At 66.9% G+C, this 24,833-nt stretch carries 26 protein-coding genes; 17 read left to right on the top strand and 9 right to left on the bottom strand.

The genetic code is table 11. From position 1 onward, the window contains the following. The first annotated feature begins 20 nt into the window (after positions 1-20). From AC6LKD_RS10850 to AC6LKD_RS10840, 3 genes are all read left to right on the top strand, one after another. Entirely contained in the window at positions 21-920 is a 900-nt protein-coding gene (locus AC6LKD_RS10850) for an MBL fold metallo-hydrolase (protein WP_498116193.1), read from the top strand. A gap of 75 nt (positions 921-995) precedes the next feature. Further along, positions 996-1,745 carry an SDR family NAD(P)-dependent oxidoreductase gene (locus AC6LKD_RS10845; protein ID WP_498116192.1) on the top strand — a complete coding sequence of 250 codons (750 nt, stop codon included), beginning with the start codon at positions 996-998 and terminating at the stop codon, positions 1,743-1,745. A 676-nt stretch (positions 1,746-2,421) separates the two neighbouring features. Then, on the top strand, positions 2,422-3,342 hold the full coding sequence (locus AC6LKD_RS10840; protein WP_498116191.1) for a LysR family transcriptional regulator: 921 nt from the start codon (positions 2,422-2,424) through the stop codon (positions 3,340-3,342). A 33-nt stretch (positions 3,343-3,375) separates the two neighbouring features. Here AC6LKD_RS10840 and AC6LKD_RS10835 read toward each other — a convergent pair whose 3' ends face one another. Together AC6LKD_RS10835 and AC6LKD_RS10830 are read right to left on the bottom strand one after the other, a co-directional pair. After that, complete coding sequence (locus AC6LKD_RS10835) at positions 3,376-4,335, bottom strand: Bug family tripartite tricarboxylate transporter substrate binding protein (RefSeq protein WP_498116190.1); 960 nt, start codon at positions 4,333-4,335, stop codon at positions 3,376-3,378. Positions 4,336-4,551: 216 nt separating this feature from the next. Then, positions 4,552-4,797, bottom strand: coding sequence for a hypothetical protein (locus AC6LKD_RS10830; RefSeq protein ID WP_013391206.1), 246 nt, complete (start codon positions 4,795-4,797; stop codon positions 4,552-4,554). 197 nt (positions 4,798-4,994) lie between these two features. Here AC6LKD_RS10830 and AC6LKD_RS10825 point away from each other — a divergent pair, with 197 nt between their 5' ends. The 12 genes from AC6LKD_RS10825 to AC6LKD_RS10770 all read left to right on the top strand — a co-directional run bounded on the left by AC6LKD_RS10825 (position 4,995) and on the right by AC6LKD_RS10770 (position 16,550). Then, positions 4,995-6,119, top strand: a complete 1,125-nt coding sequence (locus tag AC6LKD_RS10825) for a cupin domain-containing protein (RefSeq protein WP_498116189.1) — start codon at positions 4,995-4,997, stop codon at positions 6,117-6,119. Positions 6,120-6,207: 88 nt separating this feature from the next. Then, complete coding sequence (locus AC6LKD_RS10820; RefSeq protein ID WP_013391208.1) at positions 6,208-7,119, top strand: fumarylacetoacetate hydrolase family protein; 912 nt, start codon at positions 6,208-6,210, stop codon at positions 7,117-7,119. Positions 7,120-7,168: 49 nt separating this feature from the next. Continuing rightward, positions 7,169-8,353 carry an ABC transporter substrate-binding protein gene (locus AC6LKD_RS10815; protein ID WP_013391209.1) on the top strand — a complete coding sequence of 395 codons (1,185 nt, stop codon included), beginning with the start codon at positions 7,169-7,171 and terminating at the stop codon, positions 8,351-8,353. Continuing rightward, the gene (locus AC6LKD_RS10810; RefSeq protein ID WP_013391210.1) at positions 8,350-9,264 is read left to right on the top strand and encodes a branched-chain amino acid ABC transporter permease; all 915 of its coding nucleotides are present in this window, start codon (positions 8,350-8,352) and stop codon (positions 9,262-9,264) included. The genes AC6LKD_RS10815 and AC6LKD_RS10810 overlap by 4 nt, the downstream gene beginning before the upstream one ends. Continuing rightward, entirely contained in the window at positions 9,261-10,247 is a 987-nt protein-coding gene (locus AC6LKD_RS10805) for a branched-chain amino acid ABC transporter permease (protein WP_498116188.1), read from the top strand. Before AC6LKD_RS10810 ends, AC6LKD_RS10805 begins: the two co-directional genes overlap by 4 nt. Next, a complete protein-coding gene (locus AC6LKD_RS10800; RefSeq protein ID WP_013391212.1) occupies positions 10,237-11,007 on the top strand; it encodes an ABC transporter ATP-binding protein in 771 nt (256 codons plus the stop codon). Before AC6LKD_RS10805 ends, AC6LKD_RS10800 begins: the two co-directional genes overlap by 11 nt. Beyond that, the gene (locus AC6LKD_RS10795) at positions 10,994-11,686 is read left to right on the top strand and encodes an ABC transporter ATP-binding protein (RefSeq protein ID WP_013391213.1); all 693 of its coding nucleotides are present in this window, start codon (positions 10,994-10,996) and stop codon (positions 11,684-11,686) included. The genes AC6LKD_RS10800 and AC6LKD_RS10795 overlap by 14 nt, the downstream gene beginning before the upstream one ends. Positions 11,687-11,819: 133 nt before the next feature. After that, positions 11,820-12,593 (top strand): GntR family transcriptional regulator, encoded by a 774-nt coding sequence (locus tag AC6LKD_RS10790; RefSeq protein ID WP_498116187.1) that lies wholly within the window; start codon positions 11,820-11,822, stop codon positions 12,591-12,593. Next, a complete protein-coding gene (locus AC6LKD_RS10785) occupies positions 12,586-13,470 on the top strand; it encodes an alpha/beta hydrolase (protein WP_498116185.1) in 885 nt (294 codons plus the stop codon). The genes AC6LKD_RS10790 and AC6LKD_RS10785 overlap by 8 nt, the downstream gene beginning before the upstream one ends. Before the next feature lie 31 nt (positions 13,471-13,501). Then, positions 13,502-14,416 carry a LysR family transcriptional regulator gene (locus tag AC6LKD_RS10780; RefSeq protein ID WP_013391216.1) on the top strand — a complete coding sequence of 305 codons (915 nt, stop codon included), beginning with the start codon at positions 13,502-13,504 and terminating at the stop codon, positions 14,414-14,416. 150 nt (positions 14,417-14,566) lie between these two features. Then, positions 14,567-15,556, top strand: a complete 990-nt coding sequence (locus AC6LKD_RS10775) for a Bug family tripartite tricarboxylate transporter substrate binding protein (protein ID WP_498116183.1) — start codon at positions 14,567-14,569, stop codon at positions 15,554-15,556. A 49-nt stretch (positions 15,557-15,605) separates the two neighbouring features. Next, a complete protein-coding gene (locus tag AC6LKD_RS10770) occupies positions 15,606-16,550 on the top strand; it encodes a M14 family metallopeptidase (protein WP_498116182.1) in 945 nt (314 codons plus the stop codon). Between the two features lie 15 nt (positions 16,551-16,565). Here the strand turns inward: AC6LKD_RS10770 and AC6LKD_RS10765 are convergent, their stop codons facing one another. The 3 genes from AC6LKD_RS10765 to AC6LKD_RS10755 all read right to left on the bottom strand — a co-directional run bounded on the left by AC6LKD_RS10765 (position 16,566) and on the right by AC6LKD_RS10755 (position 19,665). Beyond that, positions 16,566-17,087 (bottom strand): lipocalin family protein, encoded by a 522-nt coding sequence (locus AC6LKD_RS10765; RefSeq protein ID WP_013391219.1) that lies wholly within the window; start codon positions 17,085-17,087, stop codon positions 16,566-16,568. Between the two features lie 80 nt (positions 17,088-17,167). Continuing rightward, a complete protein-coding gene (gene gshA, locus AC6LKD_RS10760) occupies positions 17,168-18,739 on the bottom strand; it encodes a glutamate--cysteine ligase (RefSeq protein WP_013391220.1) in 1,572 nt (523 codons plus the stop codon). A gap of 32 nt (positions 18,740-18,771) precedes the next feature. After that, the gene (locus AC6LKD_RS10755) at positions 18,772-19,665 is read right to left on the bottom strand and encodes an alpha/beta hydrolase (protein ID WP_013391221.1); all 894 of its coding nucleotides are present in this window, start codon (positions 19,663-19,665) and stop codon (positions 18,772-18,774) included. Between the two features lie 56 nt (positions 19,666-19,721). Between AC6LKD_RS10755 and AC6LKD_RS10750 the strand changes: the two genes are divergently transcribed. Continuing rightward, a complete protein-coding gene (locus tag AC6LKD_RS10750) occupies positions 19,722-20,261 on the top strand; it encodes a hypothetical protein (RefSeq protein WP_013391222.1) in 540 nt (179 codons plus the stop codon). On the opposite strand, the gene AC6LKD_RS10745 is transcribed toward AC6LKD_RS10750, so the two are convergent. Further along, the gene (locus AC6LKD_RS10745) at positions 20,251-20,502 is read right to left on the bottom strand and encodes a helix-turn-helix domain-containing protein (RefSeq protein ID WP_498116218.1); all 252 of its coding nucleotides are present in this window, start codon (positions 20,500-20,502) and stop codon (positions 20,251-20,253) included. The two genes, AC6LKD_RS10750 and AC6LKD_RS10745, sit on opposite strands and share 11 nt — an antisense overlap. Positions 20,503-20,683: 181 nt before the next feature. Here AC6LKD_RS10745 and AC6LKD_RS10740 point away from each other — a divergent pair, with 181 nt between their 5' ends. Then, the gene (locus tag AC6LKD_RS10740; RefSeq protein ID WP_013391224.1) at positions 20,684-21,580 is read left to right on the top strand and encodes an AEC family transporter; all 897 of its coding nucleotides are present in this window, start codon (positions 20,684-20,686) and stop codon (positions 21,578-21,580) included. Positions 21,581-21,671: 91 nt separating this feature from the next. Here the strand turns inward: AC6LKD_RS10740 and AC6LKD_RS10735 are convergent, their stop codons facing one another. The 3 genes from AC6LKD_RS10735 to AC6LKD_RS10725 are packed head-to-tail and all read right to left on the bottom strand — an operon-like array spanning position 21,672 to position 24,684. Next, positions 21,672-22,679 (bottom strand): Ldh family oxidoreductase, encoded by a 1,008-nt coding sequence (locus AC6LKD_RS10735; RefSeq protein WP_498116181.1) that lies wholly within the window; start codon positions 22,677-22,679, stop codon positions 21,672-21,674. Positions 22,680-22,717: 38 nt separating this feature from the next. Continuing rightward, positions 22,718-23,653: a hydroxyacid dehydrogenase gene (locus AC6LKD_RS10730; protein ID WP_498116180.1), complete on the bottom strand. Its 936-nt coding sequence runs from the start codon at positions 23,651-23,653 to the stop codon at positions 22,718-22,720. A gap of 20 nt (positions 23,654-23,673) precedes the next feature. After that, complete coding sequence (locus AC6LKD_RS10725) at positions 23,674-24,684, bottom strand: Bug family tripartite tricarboxylate transporter substrate binding protein (protein WP_207468916.1); 1,011 nt, start codon at positions 24,682-24,684, stop codon at positions 23,674-23,676. Positions 24,685-24,833: the final 149 nt, after the last annotated feature.

The raw sequence follows: 24,833 nt of genomic DNA, 5'->3' as shown, positions 1-24,833 counted from the left end.
ACCTTTCTGGAGATACCGCCATGTTTGCCATAGAAAATACCGAATCCCTCGATCTGGTCCCGTCGCGCTACGCGGTGCAGATCGGCGACATCGACGCCCTGGTCGTGAGCGACGGCGTGCTGCCGCTGCCAACGTCAACGATGGCCACCAATGCCGACCCCGCCGATCTCGCGGCGTGGCTGGAGCACATGTTCATGCCTCCCGACGCGTTCGACTGGCCGCTGAACGTGATGGTGGCCCGCAGTGGCGATCAGACCATCCTCATCGATGCGGGACTGGGCGGGCAGTTCGCAGGCTTTCCGCGCGCCGGAATGTTCCCCCAGCGGTTGGAGTCCGCGGGCATCGCGCTGGAATCCGTGACCGACGTGATCATCACCCACATGCACATGGATCACGTGGGCGGGCTGCTCGTGCCGGGCGTCAAGGAACGCTTGCGTCCCGACGTGCGCATCCATGTGTGCGCGACCGAAGTGGCGTTCTGGACCTCGCCGGATTTCTCGCACACCGTCATGCCCAAGCCGGTGCCCGCGGTGCTGAAGTCGACTGCCACCAGTTTTTACAACGAGTACCGCGACCAGCTGCGTCTCTTCGAGGACCGGCATGAGGTGGCGCCGGGCGTCATTGTGCGCATGACCGGCGGCCATACGCCGGGTCATAGCGTGGTCGATCTGGTCTCGGGCGGCGAGCGGTTGACGTTTGCCGGCGATGCGATGTTCCCGGTCGCATTCGACCATCCCGAATGGCAAAACGGCTTCGAACACGACCCCGAGGAATCGGCCCGCGTCCGTATCGGCCTGTTCCAGGAGCTGGCACGGAACCGCGGGCTGCTGGTTGCAGCGCACTTGTCGTTTCCCTCGGTGGGCCGCGTGGCGGTCGACGGCGATGCGTTTCGCTGGGTACCGGTCATCTGGGATTTCTGAGCGCGTCGATACGCGCGTATGCCAGACGACGCGTCATGCCGTGTCGCCTGGCGTCCATCTCCGCGAAGGAAAATCATGGGCAAACTACTGGGAAAGACCGCCGTCGTCACCGGCGGCAATAGCGGCATCGGCTACGCCGCGGCCGAAGCGTTTATCGCCGAAGGGGCGCGCGTCGCGATCCTCGGACGCAGGCGGCAGGCCGTCGACGCGGCGGTGGCGCGACTTGGCGCCGCTGCCTTCGGCGTGGTGGGAGACGTTGCCGACCTGGCCACGCACGCCGCGCTGGCGGCGGAGGTCCGGGAACGGTTCGGCGCGGTCGACATCTACATGGCCAACGCCGGGATGAACAACATCGAACCCTCTGCGGCCGTGAGCGTAGGCAGCTATGACGCGCAGTTTGGCACCAACACGCGTGCTGTCTTCTTCGGCGTCACCGGCGTCCTGCCGCTGATGCGCGACGGCGGCTCCATCATCGTCACAAGTTCCATCGCCAGCGCCAAGGTGCTGGAAAACCATGCGGTCTACGCCGGCTCCAAGGCGGCCGTCGAAGCCTTTGCGCGTGCTTGGGCGCTGGAATTCAAGTCCAGGAGAATTCGCGTCAATGTACTGAGCCCAGGCCCTACCGATACGCCGATTCTGGAAAAGCTCGGCGTGGCCGAAGCGCATCGCCCCGCGTTCGAGCAGGGCATGGCCTCGTTGATTCCGCTCGGACGGCTGGCCCAGTCGTCCGAGCTCGCCCGCGCCGCGTTGTTTCTGGCGTCGGATGACAGCAGTTTCATTACTGGGGTCAATCTGCGCGTCGACGGCGGCATCGCGCTGACTTAGCAGGTCCATCAGCGCTACGCGGAGCAGGGTTTGGGCAACGGCAGACGCCGGTTCTGGATACGTTTGCTTGCCTGTGCGCGTGATGAATTTGGAATATCGGCCGCGTTTTTTTATTGCCGATTATTAAATATCGGGACAACGATTCCCGCTTGGCTGGCCTGGGAAACCATGCGGGCACGCGCAGGTAAATACATGATCCCACGCAGCATAAGCACGGTGGAGCAATAGCAATAACGTGGAATTTTGTTGCACCGAAGCATGCGGAGTATTGCACCTATCAAATTTTATAGTCTCAGTTCGATTGGCGCAGTGTCACAAGATCAGAGCACGCCGGAAAAACACGAAGTTTTGATAGGGGCTTTTACTGCGTAAAACTAAGAAAATTCGTTAAAATCAATCGCTTGGGATTATGAGCGGGAGCCTCGTCTCCCGCTTTGCATTCAGGCCTGCAGGCCAGTACCAGCGTCTGCGAGCCGTGAAGAAAAAAGGGGTTAAAGGCCCTTCCATTTCTTCCTGATTCAGCCCTCGCTCGGCAATCCGGTAGCGTGATGTGCTGCATCGCAGCAATGGAAGCCCAGTCCCCTTTTAGATTCTGACCATCCGTCCCGGGTCGGACCGGGATCGTCCTGGCGCAAGCTGCGGACTGGGTTGTGTCTCAGGCTTAGGATATCCACGCATGAATCTCCGGTTTCTCGAAACTTTTGTCCGCGCCGCGAGGCTCAAGAAAATGACATTGGCCGCGGAAGAACTCCACGCTTCGCAGGCGGCCGTCTCGGCTCGCATAGCGGCCTTCGAGGAAGAGCTGGGGGTCAGAGTATTTGTGCGGGAAAAAGGCAAGCAACTGAGTTTGACGCCCGTCGGCTTGGAAATGCTCGAGCCTGCGGAAGAACTGCTGGCTCATGCAAGAGCATTCACCGGCAGGTTCGCGACCACCGACGCCAGACTTTCCCAGATCAGCATCGGCCTTAGCGGGACAGTCGCGCAAGCGATCCTCGAACCCATGGTCGCGACGCTGGCCAGGCAATGGCCCAACGTCACGGTGCATTTGCAGTCGCTGACCAGCACCGACATCCGCCAGCAACTGCTTGAGGGGCAGCTCGACATAGGGCTGCTGTTGGGCAGCATCGAAGAGCCGACCGTGATCAACCGGAAGCTGCTCGAACTGGAGTACATCTGGGTCTGCAGTCCCAGCCTGATGGCCGGCGATATCGAACCGTCGCTGGACCGGTTGAAGCAGTTGCCTCTGTTGTGCTATCCGGTGGATTCGCTGGCGTATTCCGCTATCGCCACGTACTTTGCAGCGCCCCAGATGCAAGGCTTCAAGCTGATCGTGGTGAGGTCGTTTTCGGTCATGTTGCGCCTGGTTCGCGCGGGCGCCGGATACGCGGTCGTGCCGATCGAACTCATTCGCGATGAACTCGATTCGGGCAAGCTGTTGCCGATCCCGTTCTCCAGGCCGTTTCCGAACCAGACCTACTTTGCTTCGTACATCGATCAGCCCTCGATTCCGCTGCGCGCCGCCATGGCCGAGTGCATCTGCGAGGTTGCGTGGCAGGTTTCGAACGGTTTGTTGAAAGATCCATCGCTTGCGGAATGACGAACCGGTCATGGATTCAGTGGCCGCGCGGCGTCAATCTTGTTCTGCGCGAGACGCCGCGATGATCTGCCGCCACACCAGGGCATCGTGCGCGATTGTCCGCGCAAACGCTTCGGGGCCTGCGCCTACCGATTCCACAATCTGCCTGGCGAGAGTTTCCAATAGCCCCGGTTCGGCCAAGGCCCGTTGCACGCTGCGGGCGACCTTGGCGGCGATCTCGGGCGGCGTATCGCGCGGCGCGCAAATGCCGACCCAGCCCATGAAGTTCAAGTCGTCCAGGCCCTGTTCGGCCAAAGTCGGTACGGACGGAAGCTGGGGCATGCGCTGAGCCATGCTGACGGCCAGTCCCTTGACGCGGCCAGACTCGACAAAGGGCAGCGCCGAAACAATGCTGTCCATCATCAGGTTCACTCGCCCCGTGGCGAGATCCCCATAAGCGGGCGTGGAGCCGCGGTAAGGCACATGCAGCATGTCCAGGCCATGGCGGGTTTTGACCGCCAAGCCGGCGAGGTGGGGCATGGTGTTCCTGCCGCCCGAGGCGAAGCTGTATTTGCCGGGAGCCTGCTTCGCCGCCGCGATGAATTCCTTGAGACTGGAAGCGGGCGCGCCGGGATCGGCGACCCATATCATGGGCGTATTGGCAATGTGGACGACGGGGACCAGATCGTCGACGCGATACGGCAGGTCGGGGTAGAGCGCCGTAGCCACGACCAGGCTGCTGGTGGAGCAGAGCAGCAGCGTATGGCCATCGGGGCGGGCCCGGGCGACGGCCGCGGAGCCTATGGTGCCTCCGGCTCCCGGCCGATTGTCGATGACCAGCGGTTGTCCCAGCGCCTGGCCGGTGGGACCCGCGATCTGGCGCGCAACGGCGTCATTGCCTCCGCCAGGAGGAAAAGGCACGACCAGCGTCACGGGCCTGGTGGGCCAGTCGGAGGGCTCGGCCGCCCGCGCCGCAGGCAGCAGGGCGCAAGCAACGGACAAGAGCCCGGCCATGGCGGAGCACCGCAAGGGAAGTCGGCGAATCATGCTGCTTCTTGGTGGGAAGAATGGGAAGGAAGACCGCTCGAAGGCATGAATCCTGCCGCATTGCTGTTCACCGGTGAAGCTAATAAAAGTTCATACCGACCAAGGAAAATCTATAGCCCGGCTTCCGCGATGAGGACGAGTGACGGTGAGCCGGGCGGCGTGCGGCCCGGCGGCGCATTGTGTTCAATCGTCCAGCGCCGGCACGGTTCCGATCTGCATGAGGATGCGCGGCGATTCCATGTCGCCGGTTTCCTTGTCGATCAGCACTTCGTAGGCGGCGACGCCCGCGAACTTGGAGGCCATGGAGTTTGCGATGCGTATGGCGCCGAACTCGCTGCTGGCGGGACGGATCTCGCCAGGGGCGACGCCATTGGCGGCGGCGCGGTAGGGAACGACGATGTACTGGACGAGATGGGCAGCTTCGGACACAGGGTTCTCCTGGACGACAGTTTTTAGGCGAGCGAAATGTATCACGTTGTACTGTGTTTTTGTACAGTATTGTTTGACGTCGCGCCAATAATTTTCAATCGCCCTGGGAAAACACCTAGCGCGCGCTCGTTGCCCGATTTGCGACTCACCTCTATTATTTTCGAAAATATTTATATTTTTATAAAAAGAGGCAAGGGATGGAAGCGAACCGCTATGACGCGTACCGCGAGGAGACCATAGGCCGCGCCAATGTGGCCGACTCGCCCGAGCTGATCGCCTATTACCAGGAGCTGGCGCGCCTGGAAACCGGCGCCCTCTGGACGGTGGCGAACAAGATCGAGCCCTGGGCGCCGCGTTCGGCCTCGGTGCCGGTGGTGTGGCGCTACCAGGACCTGCGCGGCCACGTGCTGCGCTCCGCCGAGCTGGTTTCGCCCGAAGAGGCCGGCCGCCGCGTGATCTATCTGAACAACCCGGGCCGGCGCGACGTGGCCGCCGCCGTGGGCTGGCTGTATTCGGGCTTGCAGGTGATGAAGCCGGGTGAGCTGGCTTCCGCCCACAAGCACTCGCATTCGGCGCTGCGCTTCATCATGGAAGGGCGGGGCGCGTTCACCGTGGTCGACGGCCACAAGATGACGCTGGGCGCGAACGATTTCGTGCTGACCCCCAACGGCACCTGGCACGAGCATGGCGTGGCCGAGGACGGCACCACCTGCATCTGGCAGGACGGCCTGGACATTCCGCTGGTGAATGCGATGGAAGCCGGCTTCTACGCCGTGCATCCCGACTTGAACCAGACCGTAACCTATCCGGTGGACGACACCACCGCCGCCTGGGCCAACGCGGCGCTACGGCCTCAGGTGTCCGGTTGGACCAAGCCGTATTCGCCGCTCTTCAAGTACGAATGGGAGCCGACTTACGAGGCGCTGCGCCGCTATGCGCGCACCACCGCCGGCAGTCCCTACGACGGCATCCTGCTCGAATACGTCAATCCCGCCACGGGCGGTCCGGTCATGCCCACCATCGGCGCCAGCATGCAGCTGCTGCGGCCCGGCGAGCACACCCAGGCCCATCGCCACACCGGCAGCTTCATCTACCAGGTGGCCAAGGGCAGCGGCTACTCCATCATCGACGGCAAGCGCTACGACTGGACCGAGCGCGACATCTTCTGCGTGCCTTCCTGGGCCATCCACGAACACGTCAATCTCTCGTCCAACGACGACGCCTGTCTGTTCAGCTTCAACGACCTGCCCGTAATGCGCGCGCTGGCGCTCTACCGCGAAGAAGCGGTCAAGGAAAACGACGGCCACCAAGTGCTGATCTAGCGCTGCCCGTTCCCTATCGAATTTTTATCCGCCGCGCGGGCGCTGTCCGCGCGCCTGACTCAACTCGTCCTGAATCTATGGAGTTCCTATGCGCTTGGTGACTTTTCGCGCTCATCCCACCGCCGCTGCCCGACTGGGCGCGCTGGCCGAAGGCTATGTGATCGACCTGGCCCTGCTGGGCCGCGCCGGCGGCGTGGACCTGCCCGACGATATGCTGGCCTTCATCGACCTGGGCCCCGTGGCCGTGGCGCAGGCCAGCAAGCTGATGGAGGCCTATCGCGGCAATTGGCCCGTGGGCAGCGCGCTGCCGCAGGAAAACGTCAAGCTGCTGGCGCCGATCCCGCGCCCGCGCAAGAACATCTTCGGCATCGGCCTGAACTACGTGGAGCATGTGGCGGAATCCAGCCGCACGCTGGATACCTCGGCCGACCTGCCCAAGCAGCCGGTGATCTTCTCCAAGCCGCCCACCACCGTCATCGGCCCGGGCGATGCCATCGAGCACAACGCCAAGATCACGCAACAGCTGGATTGGGAAGTGGAGCTGGCCGTCATCATGGGCCGCCGCGCTTCGCGCGTGGCCGAGGCCGATGCGCTCTCCTACGTATTCGGCTACAGCGTCATGCTGGACATGAGCGCGCGCGATTGCCGCCGCGCCGGCCAGTGGATCTATTCCAAGGGCCAGGACACCTACGCGCCCTTCGGCCCCTGCATCGTGACCGCCGACGAGATTCCGGATCCGCAGGTGCTGGACCTGTGGCTGACGGTCAACGGCGAGAAGAAGCAAGGCTCCAACACGCGCCACATGCTGTTCAAGGTGCCGTTCCTGATATCGGACATCAGCGCGGGCATCACGCTGGAGCCGGGCGACATCATCGCCACCGGCACACCGGAGGGCGTGGGCGCGGGCCGCAAGCCGCAGGAATGGCTGTGGCCGGGCGACGTGGTGGTGGCTTGCGTGGAAGGCATCGGCACGCTGCGCCATCCGGTGGTGGCCGTTTAAAACACCCAGCCGCCGGGGCGGCGGGCAACGCAGTCTCCAAGGGGAAAACATGATCAAGAAACAGATACTGGGCGGCGCGTTGTCCGTCGCGCTGGGCGCCGCGGCGTCCATGGGGGCGGCTCAGGCCGCGGAACCGGTCAAGATCGGCTTCATCGCCACCTTGTCCACGCCGGCGGGCTACATCGGCGAAGACGAGCGCGATGCCTTCAACCTGGCCATCAAGCAGGGCGGCGGCAAGCTGGGCGGCGTGCCGGTGCAGCTGGTGATCGAGGACGACGGCCTGAAGCCCGCCAACGCCAAGCAGGCGGCCGACCGCCTGCTGCAATCGGGCGTCAAGCTCTATACCGGCGTGAACTTCTCCAACGTGTTGGCGGCGGTGGTGCCCAGCGTGGTGAAGTCGGGCGCGTTCTACGTCAGCCTGAATCCTGGCCCGTCGAATTTCGCGGGCGAAAAGTGCGATCCCAATTACTTCGTCGCGTCCTACCAGAACGACGCCTTCCACACGGCTGGCGGCGTAGCGGCCAACGAACTGGGCTATAAGAAGGTCGTGCTGCTGGCGCCCAACTACCAGGCGGGCCGCGATGCCATCGAAGGCTTCAAGCGCACCTACAAGGGCGAGGTGGTGGCCGAGATCTACACCAAGCTGGACCAATCGGACTTCTCGGTGGAATTGGCGCGCCTGCGCTCGCTGGCTCCCGACGCCATCTACCAGTTCCATCCGGGCGGCACGGGCATCAACTTCGTCAAGCAATATGCGGCGGCCGGGCTGAACAAGAGCATCCCGATGCTGATGCCCAGCTTCTCGATGGACGCGCGCATGATCAAGGCCACGGGCGACGCCTCGGCCGGCGCCTACATCACCGGCATCTGGTCGCAGGACTTCGACAACGCACAATCGAAAGCCTTCGTGCAGGCGTTCAAGGAAGCCTACGGCCGCGTGCCGACGGACTACGCCATGCAGGCCTACGACACCGCGCAGTTGATCGGCGCGGGCCTCAAGGCCACCGGCGGCGACCTGTCCAAGGCGGCGGAATTCCGCGCCGCGCTGCGCCAGCCCGAGTTCACGTCGCTGCGCGGCAAATTCAGCATGAACACCAACCAGCATCCGATCCAGGATCTTTATCTGATGCGCATCGAGAAGGGCACCGACGGCAGCCTGTCGCCGCACCTGGTCCGCAAGCTGGTGTCCGATGACAAGGACGCTTACGCGCAATTCTGCAAGATGCCGTCATGACGCTCCTGTTTGAACAGCTGCTCAACGGGCTGCAGTTCGGCGCCATGCTGTTCATGCTGGCGGCCGGACTGACGCTGATCTTCGGCATCATGGGGGTGGTCAACCTGACGCACGGCTCGTTCTACATGGTGGGGGCGTACTGCGCTGCGTACGCCATCGGCACCACCGGCTCGTTCCTCGCGGGCGTGCTGGCGGCGCTGCTGGGGGCGGGCCTGTACGGCATTTCGGTCGAAGTGCTGGTGATACGCAAGCTGTACAAGCGGGATCACCTGTACCAGGTCCTGGCCACCTTCGGCCTGCTGCTGTTCTCCAACGAAGCGGTCAGCCTGATCTTCGGCCGGCGCCCGCCGCTGGTGGGCATTCCCAGCTTCCTGGAAGGCGCGGTGACGCTGGCGCCTGGATTCCAGTATCCGCTGATCCGCCTGTCCTTCATCGCGATCGGCGCGCTGGTGGCGGTGGGCCTGTGGTGGCTGGTCAACCGCACGCGCATCGGCATGCTGATCCGCGCCGGCGCCGACGACCGCGAGATGGTCGACGCGCTGGGCATAGACATCCGCAAGCTCTACACGCTGGTGTTCGGCCTGGGCGCCCTGCTGTGCGGGCTGGCCGGCGTGATGGCCGCGCCGCTGCTGGCGGTGGAAATCGGCATGGGCGAACGCATCCTGATCACCACCTTCGTGGTCATCGTGATCGGCGGAGTCGGTTCGGTGCGCGGGGCCTTGGCCGGCGCCCTGCTGGTGGGCATGGTGGACAGCCTGGGGCGCGCGTTCCTGCCGCAGCTGCTGTCGACCATGTTTTCGCCGGCCACGGCGGACCCGCTGGCCGCGGGCATGGCGTCGGCCAGCATCTATGTGTTGATGGCGATCGTGCTGATCGCCAAGCCGGGCGGGCTGTTCCCGGCGCGAGGATGAAGATGGCATACACACTTACGAACCGCGCCCGCTGGGGCCTGGGCGGCCTGGCGGTGCTGATCCTGCTGCCGGCCGCGGCGCTGGCATCGGGCTCGCCCTTTCTGATCGGCGTGGTGACGCGCTTTTTGATCTACGGCCTGGCCGCGGTCAGCCTGGACCTGGTGATCGGCTACGGCGCCATGGTCAGTTTCGGCCACGCCATGTTCTTCGGGCTGGGTGGCTACGCGGTGGGCATCATCGCCTTCCACACGGCCGAGGCCGGCCCGATCTTCGGCTGGGCCGGCAGCAACGCGGCGCTGGTGGTGTGGCCGATAGCGCTCATCGTGTGCGCGCTGGCCGGCTGGCTGTTCGGCTATCTGGCGCTGCGCACGCGCGGCGTGCAGTTCATCATGATCACGCTGGCGTTCGGCCAGATGGTGTACTTCGTGCTGGTGTCGTTGCAGTTCTACGGCGGCGACGACGGCCTGATGATTCCGCAGCGCAATGAGCTGCCGGGCATCAATCTGGAAAGCCCCATGGTTTTCTACTATGTGTGCCTGGCGCTGCTGACGCTCTGGACGCTGCTGTGCATCCGCGTGACCAACTCGCGTTTCGGCATGGTGCTGCAGGCGCTGCGCCAGAGCGAGCGGCGTTCCATCAACCTGGGCGTGGCGCCCACGCCATACCGGCTCAGCGCCTTCGTGCTGTCGGCGATGGGCACGGGCCTGGCCGGGGTGTTGTGGGCCAACTATGCCGGGCTGGTGACGCCGGACATGGCGGCCTGGACCAAGTCCGGCGAACTCATGGCCATCGTGATCCTGGGCGGGGTGGGCACCTTGCTGGGGCCGATCGCGGGCGCGGCGGTGTTCCTGGGGCTGGAGCAGATGCTGTCGTCCTTGACCGAGCATTGGCTGCTGTACATGGGACCCATCCTGGTGCTGGTGGTGCTGTGGGGCGAGAAGGGCCTGTTCGGCAAGTTGCTGGAGACGCGCCATGCCGACTGATGCAAGCGCCAGCCTGTTGCGCCTGACGCAGCTGCGCAAGGCCTTCGACGCGGTGGTCGCGACCAATGGCGTGGACCTGGACGTGCGCGCCGGCGAGATTCACGCCATCATCGGCCCCAACGGCGCGGGCAAGTCCACCCTGATCGCGCAGATCTGCGGCGAGATCCGGCCGGACTCCGGCACCATCCATCTGGACGGACAGGACGTAACCGCGCTGCGCGCCTTTGAGCGCGCCCGCCTGGGGCTGGGACGTTCGTTCCAGATCACCGAGCTGTGCCAGGAGTACACCGCGCTGGAGAACGTGATCCTGTCGCGCATGCTCAAGAGCGGACGCGCCTTCCAGGCCTGGTCCAACCCGCGCCATGACGCCGCGTTGAAGACCGAGGCCATGCAGTGGCTGACGCACGTGGGGCTGGAGGACCGCCGCCACGTGCGTTCGGCCGACCTGGCGCACGGCGAGAAGCGGCAGCTGGAACTGGCGGTGGCGCTGGCGCGCGCGCCGCGCCTGTTGCTGCTGGACGAGCCCATGGCCGGCATGGGACCCGAGGAATCGGCGCGCATGACGCGGCTCTTGCAAGGCATGAAGGGCGACTACGGCATCCTGCTGGTGGAACACGACATGGACGCGGTCTTCGCGCTGGCCGACCGCATCAGCGTGCTGGTCTACGGCCGGGTGGTGTTCAGCGGCTCGCCCGAGGAGGTGCGCCGCCATCCGGAGGTGCGCGCCGCCTATCTGGGAGAAGAACATGTTGAAGGTTGAAGGGCTGACCGGCGGCTACGGCTCCAGCAAGGTGCTGTTCGGCATGTCGTTCGAGGCCAGCGAGGGCGAGGTGATCTCGCTGATCGGGCGCAACGGCATGGGCAAGACCACCACGATCAAGACCCTGATGGGCATGCTGCCCGCCACCGGCGGCGCGGTGCAGTTCCGCGGCCGCACGCTGGGCCGCGCCGCGCCCAGCAGCGTGGCGCGGCTGGGCGTGGGGCTGGTGCCGGAAGGCCGGAGGGTGTTCGGATCCTTGACGGTGCAGGAGAACCTGGTCGCGACCTCGCGTGCCGCGCCGGGCGGATGGGACCTGGAACGCGTCTACACGCTGTTCCCGCGCCTGAAGGAACGGCGCGGACAGTCGTCGCGGACCCTGTCCGGCGGCGAGCAGCAGATGCTGGTGGTGGGCCGCGCGCTCATGACCAATCCCAAGCTCCTGATCCTGGACGAAGCGACCGAGGGGCTGGCGCCGCTGATCCGGCAGGAGATCTGGCGCTGCCTGCGGGCGCTCAAGGGCGAAGGCCAGACCATCCTGGTCATCGACAAGAACCTGCCTGAAATGGCGACGCTGGTGGACCGCCACTACATCGTCGACAAGGGGCGGGTGGCCTGGTCGGGGCAGCCCGCGGAACTGTCCGCCCAGCCCGAGCTGGCGCAGCGTTACCTGGGCATATGAGCAGGCCATGGAGCGTGGATCACGGCTCGGCAGCCGGGGACGGATACACGCCGCTGCCGGCCGGTTGGGCGCAGGTAGAATGGGCCGCCTGCGCGCGGATCCGCGCCCCGGCCGCTGACATCTGGAGACCATCTTGAAGCCTAGAATCAAAGCTTCCCGCCAGGACGATCCCGGATCGGACGGGAGCGCGGGCGTGGAGGAAATCACGCTGTCGGAGCAGGTCTACCGCCTGCTGCGGCGCGACATCATGCGCGGCGCCTTCGCGCCGGGCCAGTCCTTGCGGCTGGAATTGCTGAAGCAGCGCTACGGCAGCAGCTTTTCCCCCATCCGCGAAGCCCTCAACCGCCTGCGCAGCGAACGCATGGTCATCAGCACCACCTCGCGCGGCTTCAGCATCGCGCCCTTGTCGGTCGAGGAAATGTGGGACGCCTGTGAAACCCGCATCCTGATCGATTGCGATGCGCTGCGCCGCTCGCTGGCCAACGCCGACGACGCCTGGGAAACGCGGCTGGTCGGCGCGTACCATGCGCTGACCCTGGCCGCGCAGCGCGCCGAGGCCGCCGCCCAGCCTTCGGAAGAGTTGGACGAGCTGCTGGAGGCGCGGCACCTGGAGTTCCACCACGCGCTGATTGGCGCCTGCCGTTCCCACTGGCTGCTGGACCTGTCCACCCAGCTCTATGCGCAGACTGAACGCTATCGGCGTCCGGCGCGCGCCGGCGCAACCGCCTACGGGCCGGAGCGCAGCGTCGACGACGAACACCGCCAGCTGCTGGACGCCGCCATTTCGCGCGACGTGGAAGGCTCGGTCGCCATGCTGGCCGCGCACTATCGCAAGACCGCGCAGTTCATCGAACGCATCATTTCCCAGCCCCAATCGCAGCCCCACTCGCAGGCCAGGCATGCATAACTCCGACATCGACCTCTTCTTCCCCACCATCGCCGAGCGCGAGGTCCAGTACAACGCGCGCGAATCGGTGCCGGATTTCGACGCCTGCGTGCGTCGCTATGCCGAGTCCTCGGCCCGGGTGCGCACGCGTCGTCCCGGCGTGCTGGACCTGCATTACGGCATGGGCCAGGACGAAAGGCTGGATCTCTTCTTGCCTGCCGCCTCGCAGGCGCCGGCGCCGCTGTTCGTGTTCATCCACGGCGGCTACTGGCGCGCGCAGCGCAAGGAAGATGCGCCCGTGATGGCCGGAGCCTTCAATGCCGCAGGCGCCGCCGTGGCGACGCTGGAATACACGCTGGTGCCCGAGGCTACCCTGGGCGAAGTGGTGCGCGAGGTGCGCTCCGCCGTGGCCTGGCTGTACCGCAACGTGGCGGCCTATGGCGTGGACCCTGAACGGATCTACGTCAGCGGCAGCTCGGCGGGCGGCCATCTGGCCGGCATGCTGGTCGCGCCCGGCTGGCCGGCGCGGTATGGCGTGCCGGACGACGTGATCAAGGGCACGCTGGCGCTTAGCGGGCTGTTCGATTTGCGGCCGCTGTGCGACGTCCTGCCGAACACCTGGTTGCAGTTGACGCCCGAGCAGGCGGCGCATCAAAGCCCGATCTTCCATCTGCCGGAACGCGCGGGTCCGATGCTGCTGGCGGTGGGCGGGCTGGAGACCCAGGGCTTCAAGAACCAGACGGCGGCATACGAAGCCGCCTGGAATGCCGCGGGCCTGGCGTCCACCCGCATCCCGACGCCGCACTGCAACCACTTCGACCTGGTCAATGAACTGGAAGATCCGGACAGCGACCTGACCCGCGCCACCCTGGCGATGATGGGGCTGGGCGCCCGGTGACGCGCCGGCCGATGGCGTAAGCTTGACGCCCATGGCCGACCTGAAACTTCTTGAAGACCTGATTGCCCTGGCGCAGACCGGCAGCTTCGTGCGCGCGGCCGAGCTGCGCCACGTCACGCATCCGGCTTTCGGCCGGCGCATCCGCGCGCTGGAGGCCTGGGCTGGCGCGCCGCTGATCGAGCGCCAGCGCCTGCCCGTGGTCCTGACCGCCGAAGGCGAGGCTCTGCTCAAGACGGCGACCCAGGTGGTGGAGCAGATGGGGCAGGTGCGCCACCGCATCCGCAGCTTCGGCGCGGGCGGCGAGGCCGTGCTGCGCATCGCCACCGGCCGCAGCCTGGCCCGCACGCTGGTGGCGGACTGGATCGCGCGCCTGCGCCACCGGACGCCCAAAGTGCTGACCGAGGGCACGCAGGTCGAGCTGTCCACCGGCATGATGCAGGACATGGCGGCCCGGCTGGAACAGGGCCGCGTGGACCTGCTGTGCTGCTACGAGCATCCGGCCCTGTCGGTGCAGCTGAGTCCGGGGCGCTACCGCTACATGACCTTGGGCACCGACAAGCTGGTGCCCGTCAGCCAGGCCGATTCCCGTGGCCGGCCGCGCTACGTGCTGCAGGAAGGCGGGCCGTCCGTGCCATTGATTACCTACGCCGGCGGCCTGGCGATGGAGCGCATCGTGGGCGACCGCCTGGAGGCCACGCCCTATGCCCTGGCGCCGTTCCTGCGCAGCGATTCGCTGGACGCGGCGCATGGCGCGGTCGCCAAGGGGCTGGGGGTGGCCTGGCTGCCCTGGTCCATGGTGGCGGCGGATTGCCGTCGCGGCGCGCTGGCCGCCCTGGGCGGCCGCAGCGAGGAAATCTCCTTCGAGGTGCGGCTGTACCGCTCGCGGGCGCGGCTGGCGGACCTGGCCGAAGCGGCCTGGGAAGCCACGGCCAGCCGCAAGGCCTGAAATCCGCTGGGCGCAGGGTGCACGCGTGCTGAATCCGCACCGGCATGTGCCGACTTGGCACGGGATGTCCCTGGTGTACGTCCGAGAATAGCTCCCGAAATATCAAATGAGACGGCGCCGCCGTCCGCCACAGCACCCCAGGGAGAAAACATGAAATCCGTCCTGCATCCGTTGCGCGCCACGCTAGCCGCGCTCTGTGCCGTCTCCGCGCTCGTCGCGGCGTCTTCCGCGCACGCCGATTATCCCGAGCGCGCCATCTCGCTGGTGGTCGGCTATCCGGCGGGCGGCAGCGTGGACCTGACCGCGCGCCTGTTCGGCGAAGAGCTGGCCAAGCGCCTGGGCCAGAGCGTGGTGGTCGAGAACGTGGGCGGCGCTGGCGGCACCATCGGCGCGCAGCGCGTGGCGCGGGCCACGCCCGACGGCTACACGCTGCTGCTGGGCTCCACCAATGAAATGGTCATCGCCAGCATGATCAACAACGCGGTCAAGTACGACAGCGTGAAAGACTTTTCGCCGCTGGGCGTGATCGCCTCGCAGCCCATGCTGCTGGCCGCCAGCAAGAATTCGGGCGTGAAGACCGCCGCCGAGTATCTGCAGAAGCTGCGCGCCTCCGCGCCGGGCAGCTTCAACTACGGTTCTTCCGGCGTGGGCACGACCCTGCACCTGGCCGGCGAGATGATCAACCAGTCGACCGGCACGCGCGCCGAGCACGTGCCGTACCGCGGCGTGGCGCCGCTGGTGACGGACCTGATGAGCGGCCAGCTGGACTACGGGATGCTGGTGCTGTCCTCGGGCTTGCCGCAAGTGCGCGGCGACAAGATCGTGGCGCTGGGCGTGACGGAGAAGAAGCGTTCGCCGGTGGCGCCGGATCTGCCGGCACTGGCCGAGACGCCGGGATTCGAAGGCGTGGATATCAGCGTTTGGTTCGCGCTCTACGGTCCGGCCGGCCTGCCGGAGCCCGTGGCCGCCAAGCTGCGCGGCGCGCTGGCCGATACGCTGAAGTCGGAGCAGTTCCGCGCCAAGATGCAGGAAGCCGGCGGCGTGCTGTCGCAGCCAGGCCTGGATCCGGCGGCCTATCAGGCAGAGGAAACCAAGAAGTACGGCGCGCTGGTCAAGGCCGCCAAGATCGAAGCCCAGTGATTCGAAAGCCAGCCATCGCAACACCCCAGCACCGCAGCGGACAATATCCATGGAATTCAAGCTTCCCGTACCCGACCTGAGCGCCGAGCGCGCCGGCAACACCGGCACTCCTGGCGTGTGGCATTTCGATTCAGGCCTTCCGGGGCGCGCGCTGATGGTGTCCGCGCTGGTGCATGGCAATGAGTTGTGCGGCGCCTGGGCCTTGAAGGACCTGCTGGCCGCGGGCCTGCGCCCGCGCCACGGCAGCCTGACGCTGGCGTTCTGCAACCTGGAGGCGTTCGACCGTTTCGACCACGCCAACCACGATGCGTCGCGCTTCGTTGCCGAGGACATGAACCGCGTCTGGAGCGCCGAGCGCCTGGACCATCCCATGACGCCGGACCGCAAGCGCGGCGCCGAGCTGCGTCCCTGGGTGGAGCGCGCGGACTGGTTGCTGGACCTGCATTCCATGCATGAACCGGGCGCGCCCCTGCTGCTGACGGGCGTCCTGCCGCGCAACATCGCGCTGGCGCGCCGCCTGAAGGCGCCGCAGCACGTGATCGTGGACGCAGGGCACAAGGATGGCGTGCGCATGCGCGATTTTGGCCAGTTCGGCGATCCCGCCCGTGCCGACGCCTGCGCCTTGCTGATCGAATGCGGCTTCCATGGCGAATTGGCCGCGCGCGACGTAGCGCGTGACATGGTGGCGCGCATGCTGGTGGAGTCGGGCGTGGCCGATGCGGGGGATGTGCCGGCCGGCTGGCTGATGCCGGACGCAGCGAACCAGCGCGTGCTGGAAGTGACGGACGCGGTGGTCGCGCCGTCCATGGACCTGCGCTTCTCCGAGCCCTGGACGGGGCTGGAGACGTTCGAGCAGGCCGGTTCCATTCTGGGTTGGGCCGATGGCCAGCCCATCGTGACGCCTTACGATCGGTGTACGCTGGTCATGCCGTCGTTGCGGCAGCTGAAGCCAGGGGTGACGGTGGTGCGTCTGGCGCGGGATTACGCAGGGTAAGCGCCGCGGCGCATCCTATTTCTGCGGCGTGTACCGCAGTTCGTCCAGCTGGTAGCCCTGTGCCTTGGCGGCGTCCAAGGCCTTGTCCAGCTCTTCCTTGGGCAACTGCGGCGAGCGCGACAGGATCCACAGGTATTTCCGGTCCGGGGTGCCGACCACCGACCAGCGGTATTCCGGATCCAGGCCTATCACCCAGTAATCGCCCTTGAATGGCTTGAAGAACGAGACTTCGAGCTTGGCGTTGTTGCTGCCTTCCACCACCGTGGCGGTGCCGGATGCGGTGTCGATGTCGCCGTCCTTGGTGCGGCAGCGGTTGTTCACGCCGACCGTGCCGTCGGCATGCGCGGTGTATTCGGCGGTGGTGTCTCCCACGCAGTCGCGCTGGAAGAACATGGGGAAATTCGCGATCTCGTACCACATGCCGGCGTAGCGCTTCAGGTCCACCGATTCCACGGTCTGCATGGGCGGCGGCGCGGCATGGACTATCCCCGCCACGCTGGCGGCCAAGGCCAGCAGGAATGTTGCGGTGCGGCGCATGGGGAAAACCTCCTGAGGTGTCAGAGCGGTCCGCGCCGCCAGCAAACGGCCGGCGCGGATCAAAACCTTAACGATACGCCTTATTTGCGCGGGGCCTTCAGCGCCGCGTGGTAGCGGGCCACATAGGTATCGAAATCCTCGGTGTCCGACTGCTCCAGGCGCTGTTGCTCCGCCGTGGACTGCGCGGCGGCCTGTTCATAGGCGGCTGCGAGGTCGGCGGGCAGGGCCTGCGCGCGCAGCGCATCGGCGTGCTTGCGGCTGAGGTCCAGCGAATAGTCATGGAACGACAGGCGGCTCTCGGTCAGCGAGGCCAGCAGGCGCGCCGAAGGCGTGGAGTCGGGCTGGTCGAGCTTGGCGCGCTGGGCCGCCAGCGCTTCGGCGTAGGCGCTGCCGCCCAGGGCGGAGTCGAACAGCGCGGCGTAGGGCGCGATCTGGTCCAGCAGTTCGTGGCCCCACTGCGCCAGGCCGATGGACTGGCCTTCGCGGTCCAGCATCAGGCCGGGCTTGCGGCCTTCCTTGACGACGGCCGAGAAGTTGTCGGCGCTGCGCTGGCAATAGCCGTTGGCAGGGAAGAAGGGGCTGTCCGACGCGGTGCAGAACAGCAGGAAGGCGTCGACGAAGCGGCTGGTGGCGGCGTCGATGCCGACCGGCGAGTCCGGGTCGATGTCCAGGCAGCGGACTTCAACGTACTGCACGCCGCGCTCGGCCAGCGCCGTGATCGGGCGTTCGCAGCGGCCGGTGGCGCGCTTGGGGCGGATGCTGGAGTAGTACTCGTTTTCGATCTGCAGCACGTTGGTGTTGAGCTGGATCCATTCGCCGTCGCGGTGGGTGCCGATCTTCTGGTAATCGGGCCAGGGCTGGGTCACCGCCTCGTACAAGCGGCCCAGGAACGTGTCCAGGTCGTTGTAGCAGAGCTTGAGCTGCGACTGTGCCTTGTTCTGGTAGCCCAGGTCGCTCATGCGCAGGCTGGTGGCGTAGGGCAGGTACAGCGTGCTGTCGCCCAGTTTTTGCAGCGGATGCTCGCGCCCGCGCAGGAAGTCGCTGGACAGCGCCGGCGCGGCGCCGAACAGGTACATCAGCAGCCAGGAATAGCGCGTGAAGTTGCGGATCAGGCCGATGTAGCCGCGCGAACGGCGGTCCTGGATGCTGCCGGGCTGCGTGTCCAGCACGGACCACAGGTCTTCGGCCAGCGAGAAGTTGTAGTGCACGCCGGCGATGCACTGCATGGTCTTGCCGTAGCGCACGGCCAGGCCGCGGCGGTACACGTGCTTGAGCATGCCGGTGTTGGACTTGCCGTACCAGGCGATGGGAATGTCGGCTTCAGACGGCAGCGTGGCGGGCATGGACTGATTCCAGATCAGTTCATGGTCCAGCACGCTGTAGACGTGGCGATGGGTGTTGGTCAGTTCGGCCAGCAGCGAGTCCACGTCCTTGTGCGTGCCCGTGATGAGTTCGAGCAGGGATTCGGAATAGTCGGTGGTGACGTGTTCGTTGGTCAGCGCCGAGCCCAGGCCGGCGGGATGCGGCTTGCGGGACAGGACGCCTTGCTCGTCCACGCGCAGGCCTTCCTTTTCGATGCCCCGCAGGGTCTGGGTCAGCAGCGATCGGTTGGCCTCCAGGCGGGAGAGGCGGTTGGCGGCAGTATCAGTCACGGGTTCTTCTCGTTTGGGTCTGTCGCCGGATTTTACGGGGTGCCGGCCTCCTGTGCCGAGGGAGTCAATACTGGGGACAGGGACAATGCCTGGGCGGTGCGCGCCAGCCACTCGTCCAGGTCGGCGTAGACCGGGTCGGCGATGGGGGCGGTTTCGTTGAAAATCTCGTGCCAGGCGGTGTCGTACCAGCGCAGCGTCAGCAGTTCGGCGGGCGCGCGCTGGGCGAATTGGCGGCTGCCTTCGGCGGCGACGATGGAGTCGTCGCCCGCCACCATCAGCAGCGTACGACAGGCCAGCAGCGGGGCCTCGCGCAGGGATTCGCGGCCGCCTTCGTCCACGAAGCGGGCCAGCCGCCCGGTCATTTGGCGCCGTACCAGGGGATCGCTGCGGTAGGCCTTCACCACGGCGGGGTCATGGGAGATGCGGGCGGGCGCCAAGCCGTGAGGCACGCGCAAGTCGGGCGCATGCAGCGACATCCAGGTCAGCGTGCGCCGCACCCAGGGCGGCACATGCACCACGAAGGGGGGCGAACTGAGCACCAGGCCGTCGATCTCGACCATGCGGCGCAGGGCGATTCGCACCGCGACCAGGGCGCCCAGGCTGTGGCCCAGCAGGATGGGCGGGCGTCCGTGGGCGGCGGTCCAGGCCCGCAGCCGGTCCACCGCATCGACGACCAGGTCGTCCTCGTGGCTCAGGGTCGCGGGTCGGCCGCCGGAACGGCCATGGCCGCGGTGGTCGTGCGCGCCCACGGTCCAGCCGCGGGCACTCAGCCAGCGCGCCAGGCGGTCGTAGCGCCCGGCATGCTCGCTAAGTCCGTGCAGCAGGTAGATACTGGGAGTGCCTGGGCCGGCGATCGGCGGGGGCACATTGGGCGCGGCTGGCCAGACATAATTGGCCAAGGGCGTGCCGTCGGGCGCGGGGGTCATTGAAATCGGCGACAATTTCTGGCTTCCTCGAAATGAATAGACAGTCCAGGTCCGTAATGACGATTTCATCGCTGTTTCGTTTCATGTTCAAGAAAGCCGGCGCGATTGCCGCGCTGGCCCTGCTGATCACGGCCTGCTCGCCCAGTTACAACTGGCGCGAAGTCGACGTGGCCGACGGGCACGCCCGCGCGGCGTTCCCGGACCGGGTCACGACGGATACCCGCGACCTGAAGCTGGACGCCCATACCTTGCGTTTTACCCTGGCCAGCGCCACCGTGGGCGAGGCGGTCTTTGCCGTGGGATCGGCGCCGCTGCCGCCCGATATCGCGAAGGACCCGGCCGCCAAGCAGGCGCTGGGCATGGCGCTGATGCATTCGCTCTACGCCAACATGCAGTCGCCGCCGCCCAATGAATGGCCTGCCTACGGGCAGGACATCGAGGTCCAGGGCAAGGCCATGGGCAAGCCGGGCTGGCTGCGGGCCCGGGTCTGGGTGACCGATACCATGCTGATCGAAGCCGTGGCGGCCGGCACCGTGGAAAGCCTGCCGGCCGAGCGGGCGCAAGAGTTCCTGCGTTCCGTCGTCATCAAGCCGTGACGGGTTCGATCAGGCCCAGCCTCAGCGCCGCGACCACCGCGGCGCGCCGGCCGCGCACGCCGAGCTTCTCGCAGGCGTTGCACAGGTGGAAATTCACCGTGCTTTCGCTGACGCCCAGGATGCGGGCGGTTTCCCAGCTGGTTTTGCCCAGGGCGGCCCAGTGCAGGCAACTGGCCTGGCGCTCCGACAGGGGCTTGATCGCCTGGGCCGGACTGGATGCCGGATTCAAGGCTGAACCCATGGCTGGGGGCGTGGCCGGGTTCATGGCCGGCGGTGTGGCGGGGTGGGCGGTGGCTGACATGGTGAATGGGGGCGTGGGCCCGGCGATTGACGAGTTGCCTCATGCTGCCGTCCGGACGGGCCGCGCGGCAAGCGATGATGCCTTCACGCATCAATCCTCTTATCTCTAACGGAATAAGCGCATGTCCGCCGTCGTGCAGTTCTATTTTTCATCGATCGTGCTGATGCTGCCTTTGCTCTTCTGCGCGGGCATAGGGGTGTACTGGGGCAAGCGGGACCTGCCGTTCGGCGGCTCTTTCATCACCATGCTGGTGACCTCGGTGACCACGCCGGCCCTGGTGTTCCACACCTTCGTCACCACGCATCTGGACGACCGCGCGCTGGCCGACGTGGCGGTGGCGACCCTGCTGGCGCTGCTGCTGTGCGCGCTGGTCTGCGCGCTGCTGCTGAAGGCATGCAAGCTGCCCGTGCGCACGCTGTTGCCCACGGCCTTCCTCCCCAATGCCGGCAACCTGGGGCTGCCGATTTCGCAGATGGCTTTTGGCGACGCAGGCCTGTCGGTGGCGGTCGCGTTCTTCGCGGTCAGCTCCTTCGTCATGCACACGGTCGCCGTGCGCCTGTTGCCGGGGGTGAACACCAAAGGCAGCTGGAAGAGTCCGATTCTGCTGGCGTCCCTGGTCGCCGTGGCCCTGCGCCTCATGCATGTGCCGGTGCCTGCGTGGCTGATCGAGACCTCGCGCATGCTGGGCGCGGTGACGGTGCCGCTGATGCTGCTGAGCCTGGGCCACGCCCTGGCCTTGATTCCGTCCAACGGCCTGCGCGATGGCGCCAAGGTCGCCGCCATCCGCCTGGCCGTGGGCCTGGGCGCGGGGCTGGCAGTGGTATGGGCGCTGGACCTGGAACCGGTGCTGGCCGGCGCGCTCAGCCTGCAGATGGCCATGCCCTGCGCGGTGGTCAGCTACATGTACGTCAAGCGCTACACGACGCAGGGGGATACCGCGGCGGGCGCTGTGCTGGTGTCGACCGTGGCGTTTCTGTTGCTGGCGCCGGTAATACTGTGGTTCAGCCGCGGAGTTTGAGATCGGGCTCAATTGTCGCGACGCTGTCGCGACAACTGAGCCGGCCGCATAGGGTCGTGCTCGAGTGCCCCCGCGTGCCGTGGAAAACGACCTACGCCGTGCCCGACATGGCCCGCAACTGCGCCATCAACGCGTCGGGAATGTCCACGCCATGCTTGAGCGCTTCGTCGCGCAGCTTGCGGCGGCGGTCGCCCGGCAGACGCACGCCCTCGTCTTCCAGCATGGCGTCGACCAGGACTTCGACACGGTCCAGATAGGTGTTGTTGCCGGCCAGCGCGCCGGGGTCGATCGCCATGAAGGCCTGGCCCAGCCGCGCCGGGCCGCCTGCGTCGACGAAGAAGGACTCGGTCTCGAAGCCGAAGTGCGAGCCGGTCAGCGCGCAAGCCAGCAGTTCGACGATCAGCGCCAGCATCGCGCCCTTGACGCCGCCCGCGGGCAGCATGCTGCCCGCCAGGCCGGCCTTGGGGTCGGTGGTGGGCTGGCCGTTGGCGTCCAGCGCCCAGCCCAGCGGAATGGGCTGGTTGTCGCGGGCCGCGATCATGAGCTTGCCGCGCGCGACCTGCGATAGCGACAGATCGATCACCAGCCGCGCGCCGCCGCGCCGCGGAAACACGGCGGCGATGGGGTTTGTGCCGAACAGCGGCCGCTTGCCGCCCCAGGCGGGCATGGCGGCGGGCGAGTTGCTCAGCGCCAGCCCCACCATGCCCAGGTCGGCCAGGGCTTCGAGGTGGTAGCCGGCTTCGCCGAAGTGGTGGCTGTTGCCGACGCCGATGAAGGCCACGCCATGCTCGCGGGCGCGCAGGCCGGCCTGTTCGATCGCCATTGCGCAGGCGGGAAAGGCCAGTCCGGAACCGGCGTCGATCAGCGCCGCGCCGCCGCGTTCATGCACGATGCGCGGCACCGCCGAACCGATGGCGCGGCCAGCGCGCAGGTGTCCGGCGTAGAAAGGTACGCGCGACAGGCCATGGGAGCTGAGCCCCTGGCTTTCGGCGAAGACCAGCGCGCGCGCCGTGCTGTCCGCCATGGCGGCATTGGCGCCGGCGGCGGCCAGGCCCGCCGCGGCCAGGAGTTGCAATTCGTCCAGATAGATGTGAGCCATATCCTTCTCTTCAAGGGCGGGCGCCGGGCCGTGTGGCTTCATCGGTCGCCGCCCGTAAGCGCCATTGTCACACCGGCGGCCACCATGTCGGAAACCCGGGTGTTGGCTTCCTGCGTCAGTCCGGCGACGTGCGGCGTCAGGATCAGGTTGGGCGCGTCCGCCAGCGGGCTGCCCGCAGGCAGCGGTTCCTGTTCGAACACGTCCAGCGCGGCGCCGCGCAAATGGCCCGTCCGCAGTGCGTCGGCCAGCGCGGCTTCGTCCACGATGCCGCCGCGCGAGGTGTTGATCAGCGCCGCGCCCGGCCGCATGCGCGCGATGCGGCCGGCGTCCAGCAGCCGCCGCGTGCCGGGCGTGAGGGGCAGATGCAGGGTGACGGCATCGGCCTGGGCCAGCAGTTCGTCCAGCGGCATGGCGGTGACGCCGGTTTCCCGCCAGGCGGGATGGTCCGGCGGCAGCGCGGCGTCGCAGCCGGCCACGCGCATGTCCAGCCCTTGCGCCAGGCGGGCCGTCAGCCGGCCGATGCCGCCGAAGCCGACGATGCCCAGTGTGCGTCCGTGCGCTTCCAGGCCCTGCGAGAGCGCGTTGCGGGGCCATGCGCCCGCCGCGACCTCGGCTGTCGACGCATAGGCGCCGCGCAACAGCATCAGCACCGTGCCGACGACGTACTCGGCCACGGCGCGCGCATTGGCGCCGGTGGCGGGTATGACCGCGATGCCGCGCGCGGCGCAGGCCTCCAGGTCGATGTTGTCCAAGCCCACGCCCAGGCGGCCCACGGCCCGCAGCCGCGGAGCCGCCTGCAGCAAGGCGGCGTCCACCTTGCTGCGGTTGCGCACGATGAGGCCGTCGGCCTCGGCCACCGCCGCCAGCAGGGCGTCGCGCTGTTCCACCAGTTCAGGCGCGTACCGCACGTTGAACCGCTGGCGTAGCGCGTCGACCGCGGGCGCGTCCATGAACTCGGAGATGAGGATATGCATGGGCAGGGATTCCACGTTGGTCAGGCGATCTGGATGTTGGCGTCGCGGATGATCTTGGCCCAGCGGTCCACCTCGGATTTCAGGTAGGCGCCGAACTCTGCGGGGCCGCGCGGCTGCGGCACGAAGCCCAGCTGCAGCAGCGCCTGCTTCATGGCGGGCTGGGAGACCTGCCGCACGATGGCGTCGCCGATGCGTTGCACCAGTTCGGGCGGCGTGCCCGCCGGCGCCAGCACGCCGGTGAAGTTCTCGACGATCAGGTCGGGCAGGCCGGCCTCCTTCACGGTAGGCACGTCGGGCAGATCGGCGCTGCGTTCGCGGGTGGTGATGGCCAGCGCTCGCAAGGAACCGTTCTTGACGTGCGCAAGCGATTCCGGATAGTTGGAGAACACCACGTCCAGGTGGCCGCCTATCAGATCGGTGAGGGACGGCGCGCCACCCTTGTAGGGGATGTGCATCATCGGCACGCCGGTGAGCTTCTGGTAGAGCGCCAGCGTCAGGTGGGGCGGCGTGCCGTTGCCGCTGGACCCCGCCGACAGCGACTTCGAGCGGGCCGCCTTCGCCAGGTCGGCCATGCTCTTGATGTCGCTCTTGGCGTTGACCACCACCATGATGGGCGAGGACGCCAGTCCCGCCAGCGGCGTCAGGTCGCGGGTCAGGTCGTAGCCCGCCTTGCCGGCAAAGAGCGTGGCGTTGGCCGCGTGCGATAGCGTGATCGCCAGCCAGGTGTAGCCGTCGGGAGCCGCGTGCGAGACGTGGGCCGCGCCGATGTTGGCGCTGCCGCCAGGCTTGTTTTCCACCACCACGTTCCAGCGCTCGGCGTCGCTCAGGGCCTTGCCGACCTGGCGCGCGGCCACGTCGGTCAGGCCGCCGGGGGGGAAGGGCACCACGTAGTTGATTGGCCGTTCGGGCCAGGCCTTCTGCGCCAGGGCGCGCTGCCACGGCGCCAGGGCACAGAGGCCGGCGGCGCCCAGGGCGGCGAGCAGGCGCCGGCGTTGCGCGGCGTCGGGATGGTGATCGTGTTCGCTGTTCATCTGTCTTCCTCCTTGGGTGGCGCCCGGGTAGGAATGCAACCGCCTGTGCTGCCGTGGCGGATGCCGCCCGGGTCTGCTGGTGTTGTTTTGAGACGATGCTGCGGGGATGCTGGGCGGCAGGACGGCGCGTCCGCAATCCTGCTTGCGGA

The sequence above is a fragment of the Achromobacter sp. D7-1 genome (genome assembly GCF_059760445.1).
Note: the sequence above shows the minus strand (reverse complement) of the source record. Positions and strands in the feature narration are given on the sequence as shown.

Excerpts from the sequence above, each read along its gene's own strand:
- AC6LKD_RS10805 (WP_498116188.1), top strand. The coding sequence starts at position 9,261 with ATGAAGATGGCATACACACTTACGAACCGCGCCCGCTGGGGCCTGGGC.
- AC6LKD_RS10840 (WP_498116191.1), top strand. The coding sequence starts at position 2,422 with ATGAATCTCCGGTTTCTCGAAACTTTTGTCCGCGCCGCGAGGCTCAAG.
- AC6LKD_RS10745 (WP_498116218.1), bottom strand. The coding sequence starts at position 20,502 with ATGGGTTCAGCCTTGAATCCGGCATCCAGTCCGGCCCAGGCGATCAAG.
- AC6LKD_RS10725 (WP_207468916.1), bottom strand. The coding sequence starts at position 24,684 with ATGAACAGCGAACACGATCACCATCCCGACGCCGCGCAACGCCGGCGC.
- AC6LKD_RS10795 (WP_013391213.1), top strand. The coding sequence starts at position 10,994 with ATGTTGAAGGTTGAAGGGCTGACCGGCGGCTACGGCTCCAGCAAGGTG.
- AC6LKD_RS10850 (WP_498116193.1), top strand. The coding sequence starts at position 21 with ATGTTTGCCATAGAAAATACCGAATCCCTCGATCTGGTCCCGTCGCGC.
- AC6LKD_RS10815 (WP_013391209.1), top strand. The coding sequence starts at position 7,169 with ATGATCAAGAAACAGATACTGGGCGGCGCGTTGTCCGTCGCGCTGGGC.
- AC6LKD_RS10775 (WP_498116183.1), top strand. The coding sequence starts at position 14,567 with ATGAAATCCGTCCTGCATCCGTTGCGCGCCACGCTAGCCGCGCTCTGT.
- AC6LKD_RS10750 (WP_013391222.1), top strand. The coding sequence starts at position 19,722 with ATGACGATTTCATCGCTGTTTCGTTTCATGTTCAAGAAAGCCGGCGCG.
- AC6LKD_RS10765 (WP_013391219.1), bottom strand. The coding sequence starts at position 17,087 with ATGCGCCGCACCGCAACATTCCTGCTGGCCTTGGCCGCCAGCGTGGCG.
- AC6LKD_RS10800 (WP_013391212.1), top strand. The coding sequence starts at position 10,237 with ATGCCGACTGATGCAAGCGCCAGCCTGTTGCGCCTGACGCAGCTGCGC.
- AC6LKD_RS10780 (WP_013391216.1), top strand. The coding sequence starts at position 13,502 with ATGGCCGACCTGAAACTTCTTGAAGACCTGATTGCCCTGGCGCAGACC.
- AC6LKD_RS10810 (WP_013391210.1), top strand. The coding sequence starts at position 8,350 with ATGACGCTCCTGTTTGAACAGCTGCTCAACGGGCTGCAGTTCGGCGCC.
- AC6LKD_RS10785 (WP_498116185.1), top strand. The coding sequence starts at position 12,586 with ATGCATAACTCCGACATCGACCTCTTCTTCCCCACCATCGCCGAGCGC.
- AC6LKD_RS10835 (WP_498116190.1), bottom strand. The coding sequence starts at position 4,335 with ATGGCCGGGCTCTTGTCCGTTGCTTGCGCCCTGCTGCCTGCGGCGCGG.
- AC6LKD_RS10755 (WP_013391221.1), bottom strand. The coding sequence starts at position 19,665 with ATGACCCCCGCGCCCGACGGCACGCCCTTGGCCAATTATGTCTGGCCA.
- AC6LKD_RS10740 (WP_013391224.1), top strand. The coding sequence starts at position 20,684 with ATGTCCGCCGTCGTGCAGTTCTATTTTTCATCGATCGTGCTGATGCTG.
- AC6LKD_RS10735 (WP_498116181.1), bottom strand. The coding sequence starts at position 22,679 with ATGGCTCACATCTATCTGGACGAATTGCAACTCCTGGCCGCGGCGGGC.
- AC6LKD_RS10770 (WP_498116182.1), top strand. The coding sequence starts at position 15,606 with ATGGAATTCAAGCTTCCCGTACCCGACCTGAGCGCCGAGCGCGCCGGC.
- AC6LKD_RS10845 (WP_498116192.1), top strand. The coding sequence starts at position 996 with ATGGGCAAACTACTGGGAAAGACCGCCGTCGTCACCGGCGGCAATAGC.
- AC6LKD_RS10730 (WP_498116180.1), bottom strand. The coding sequence starts at position 23,653 with ATGCATATCCTCATCTCCGAGTTCATGGACGCGCCCGCGGTCGACGCG.
- AC6LKD_RS10825 (WP_498116189.1), top strand. The coding sequence starts at position 4,995 with ATGGAAGCGAACCGCTATGACGCGTACCGCGAGGAGACCATAGGCCGC.
- AC6LKD_RS10820 (WP_013391208.1), top strand. The coding sequence starts at position 6,208 with ATGCGCTTGGTGACTTTTCGCGCTCATCCCACCGCCGCTGCCCGACTG.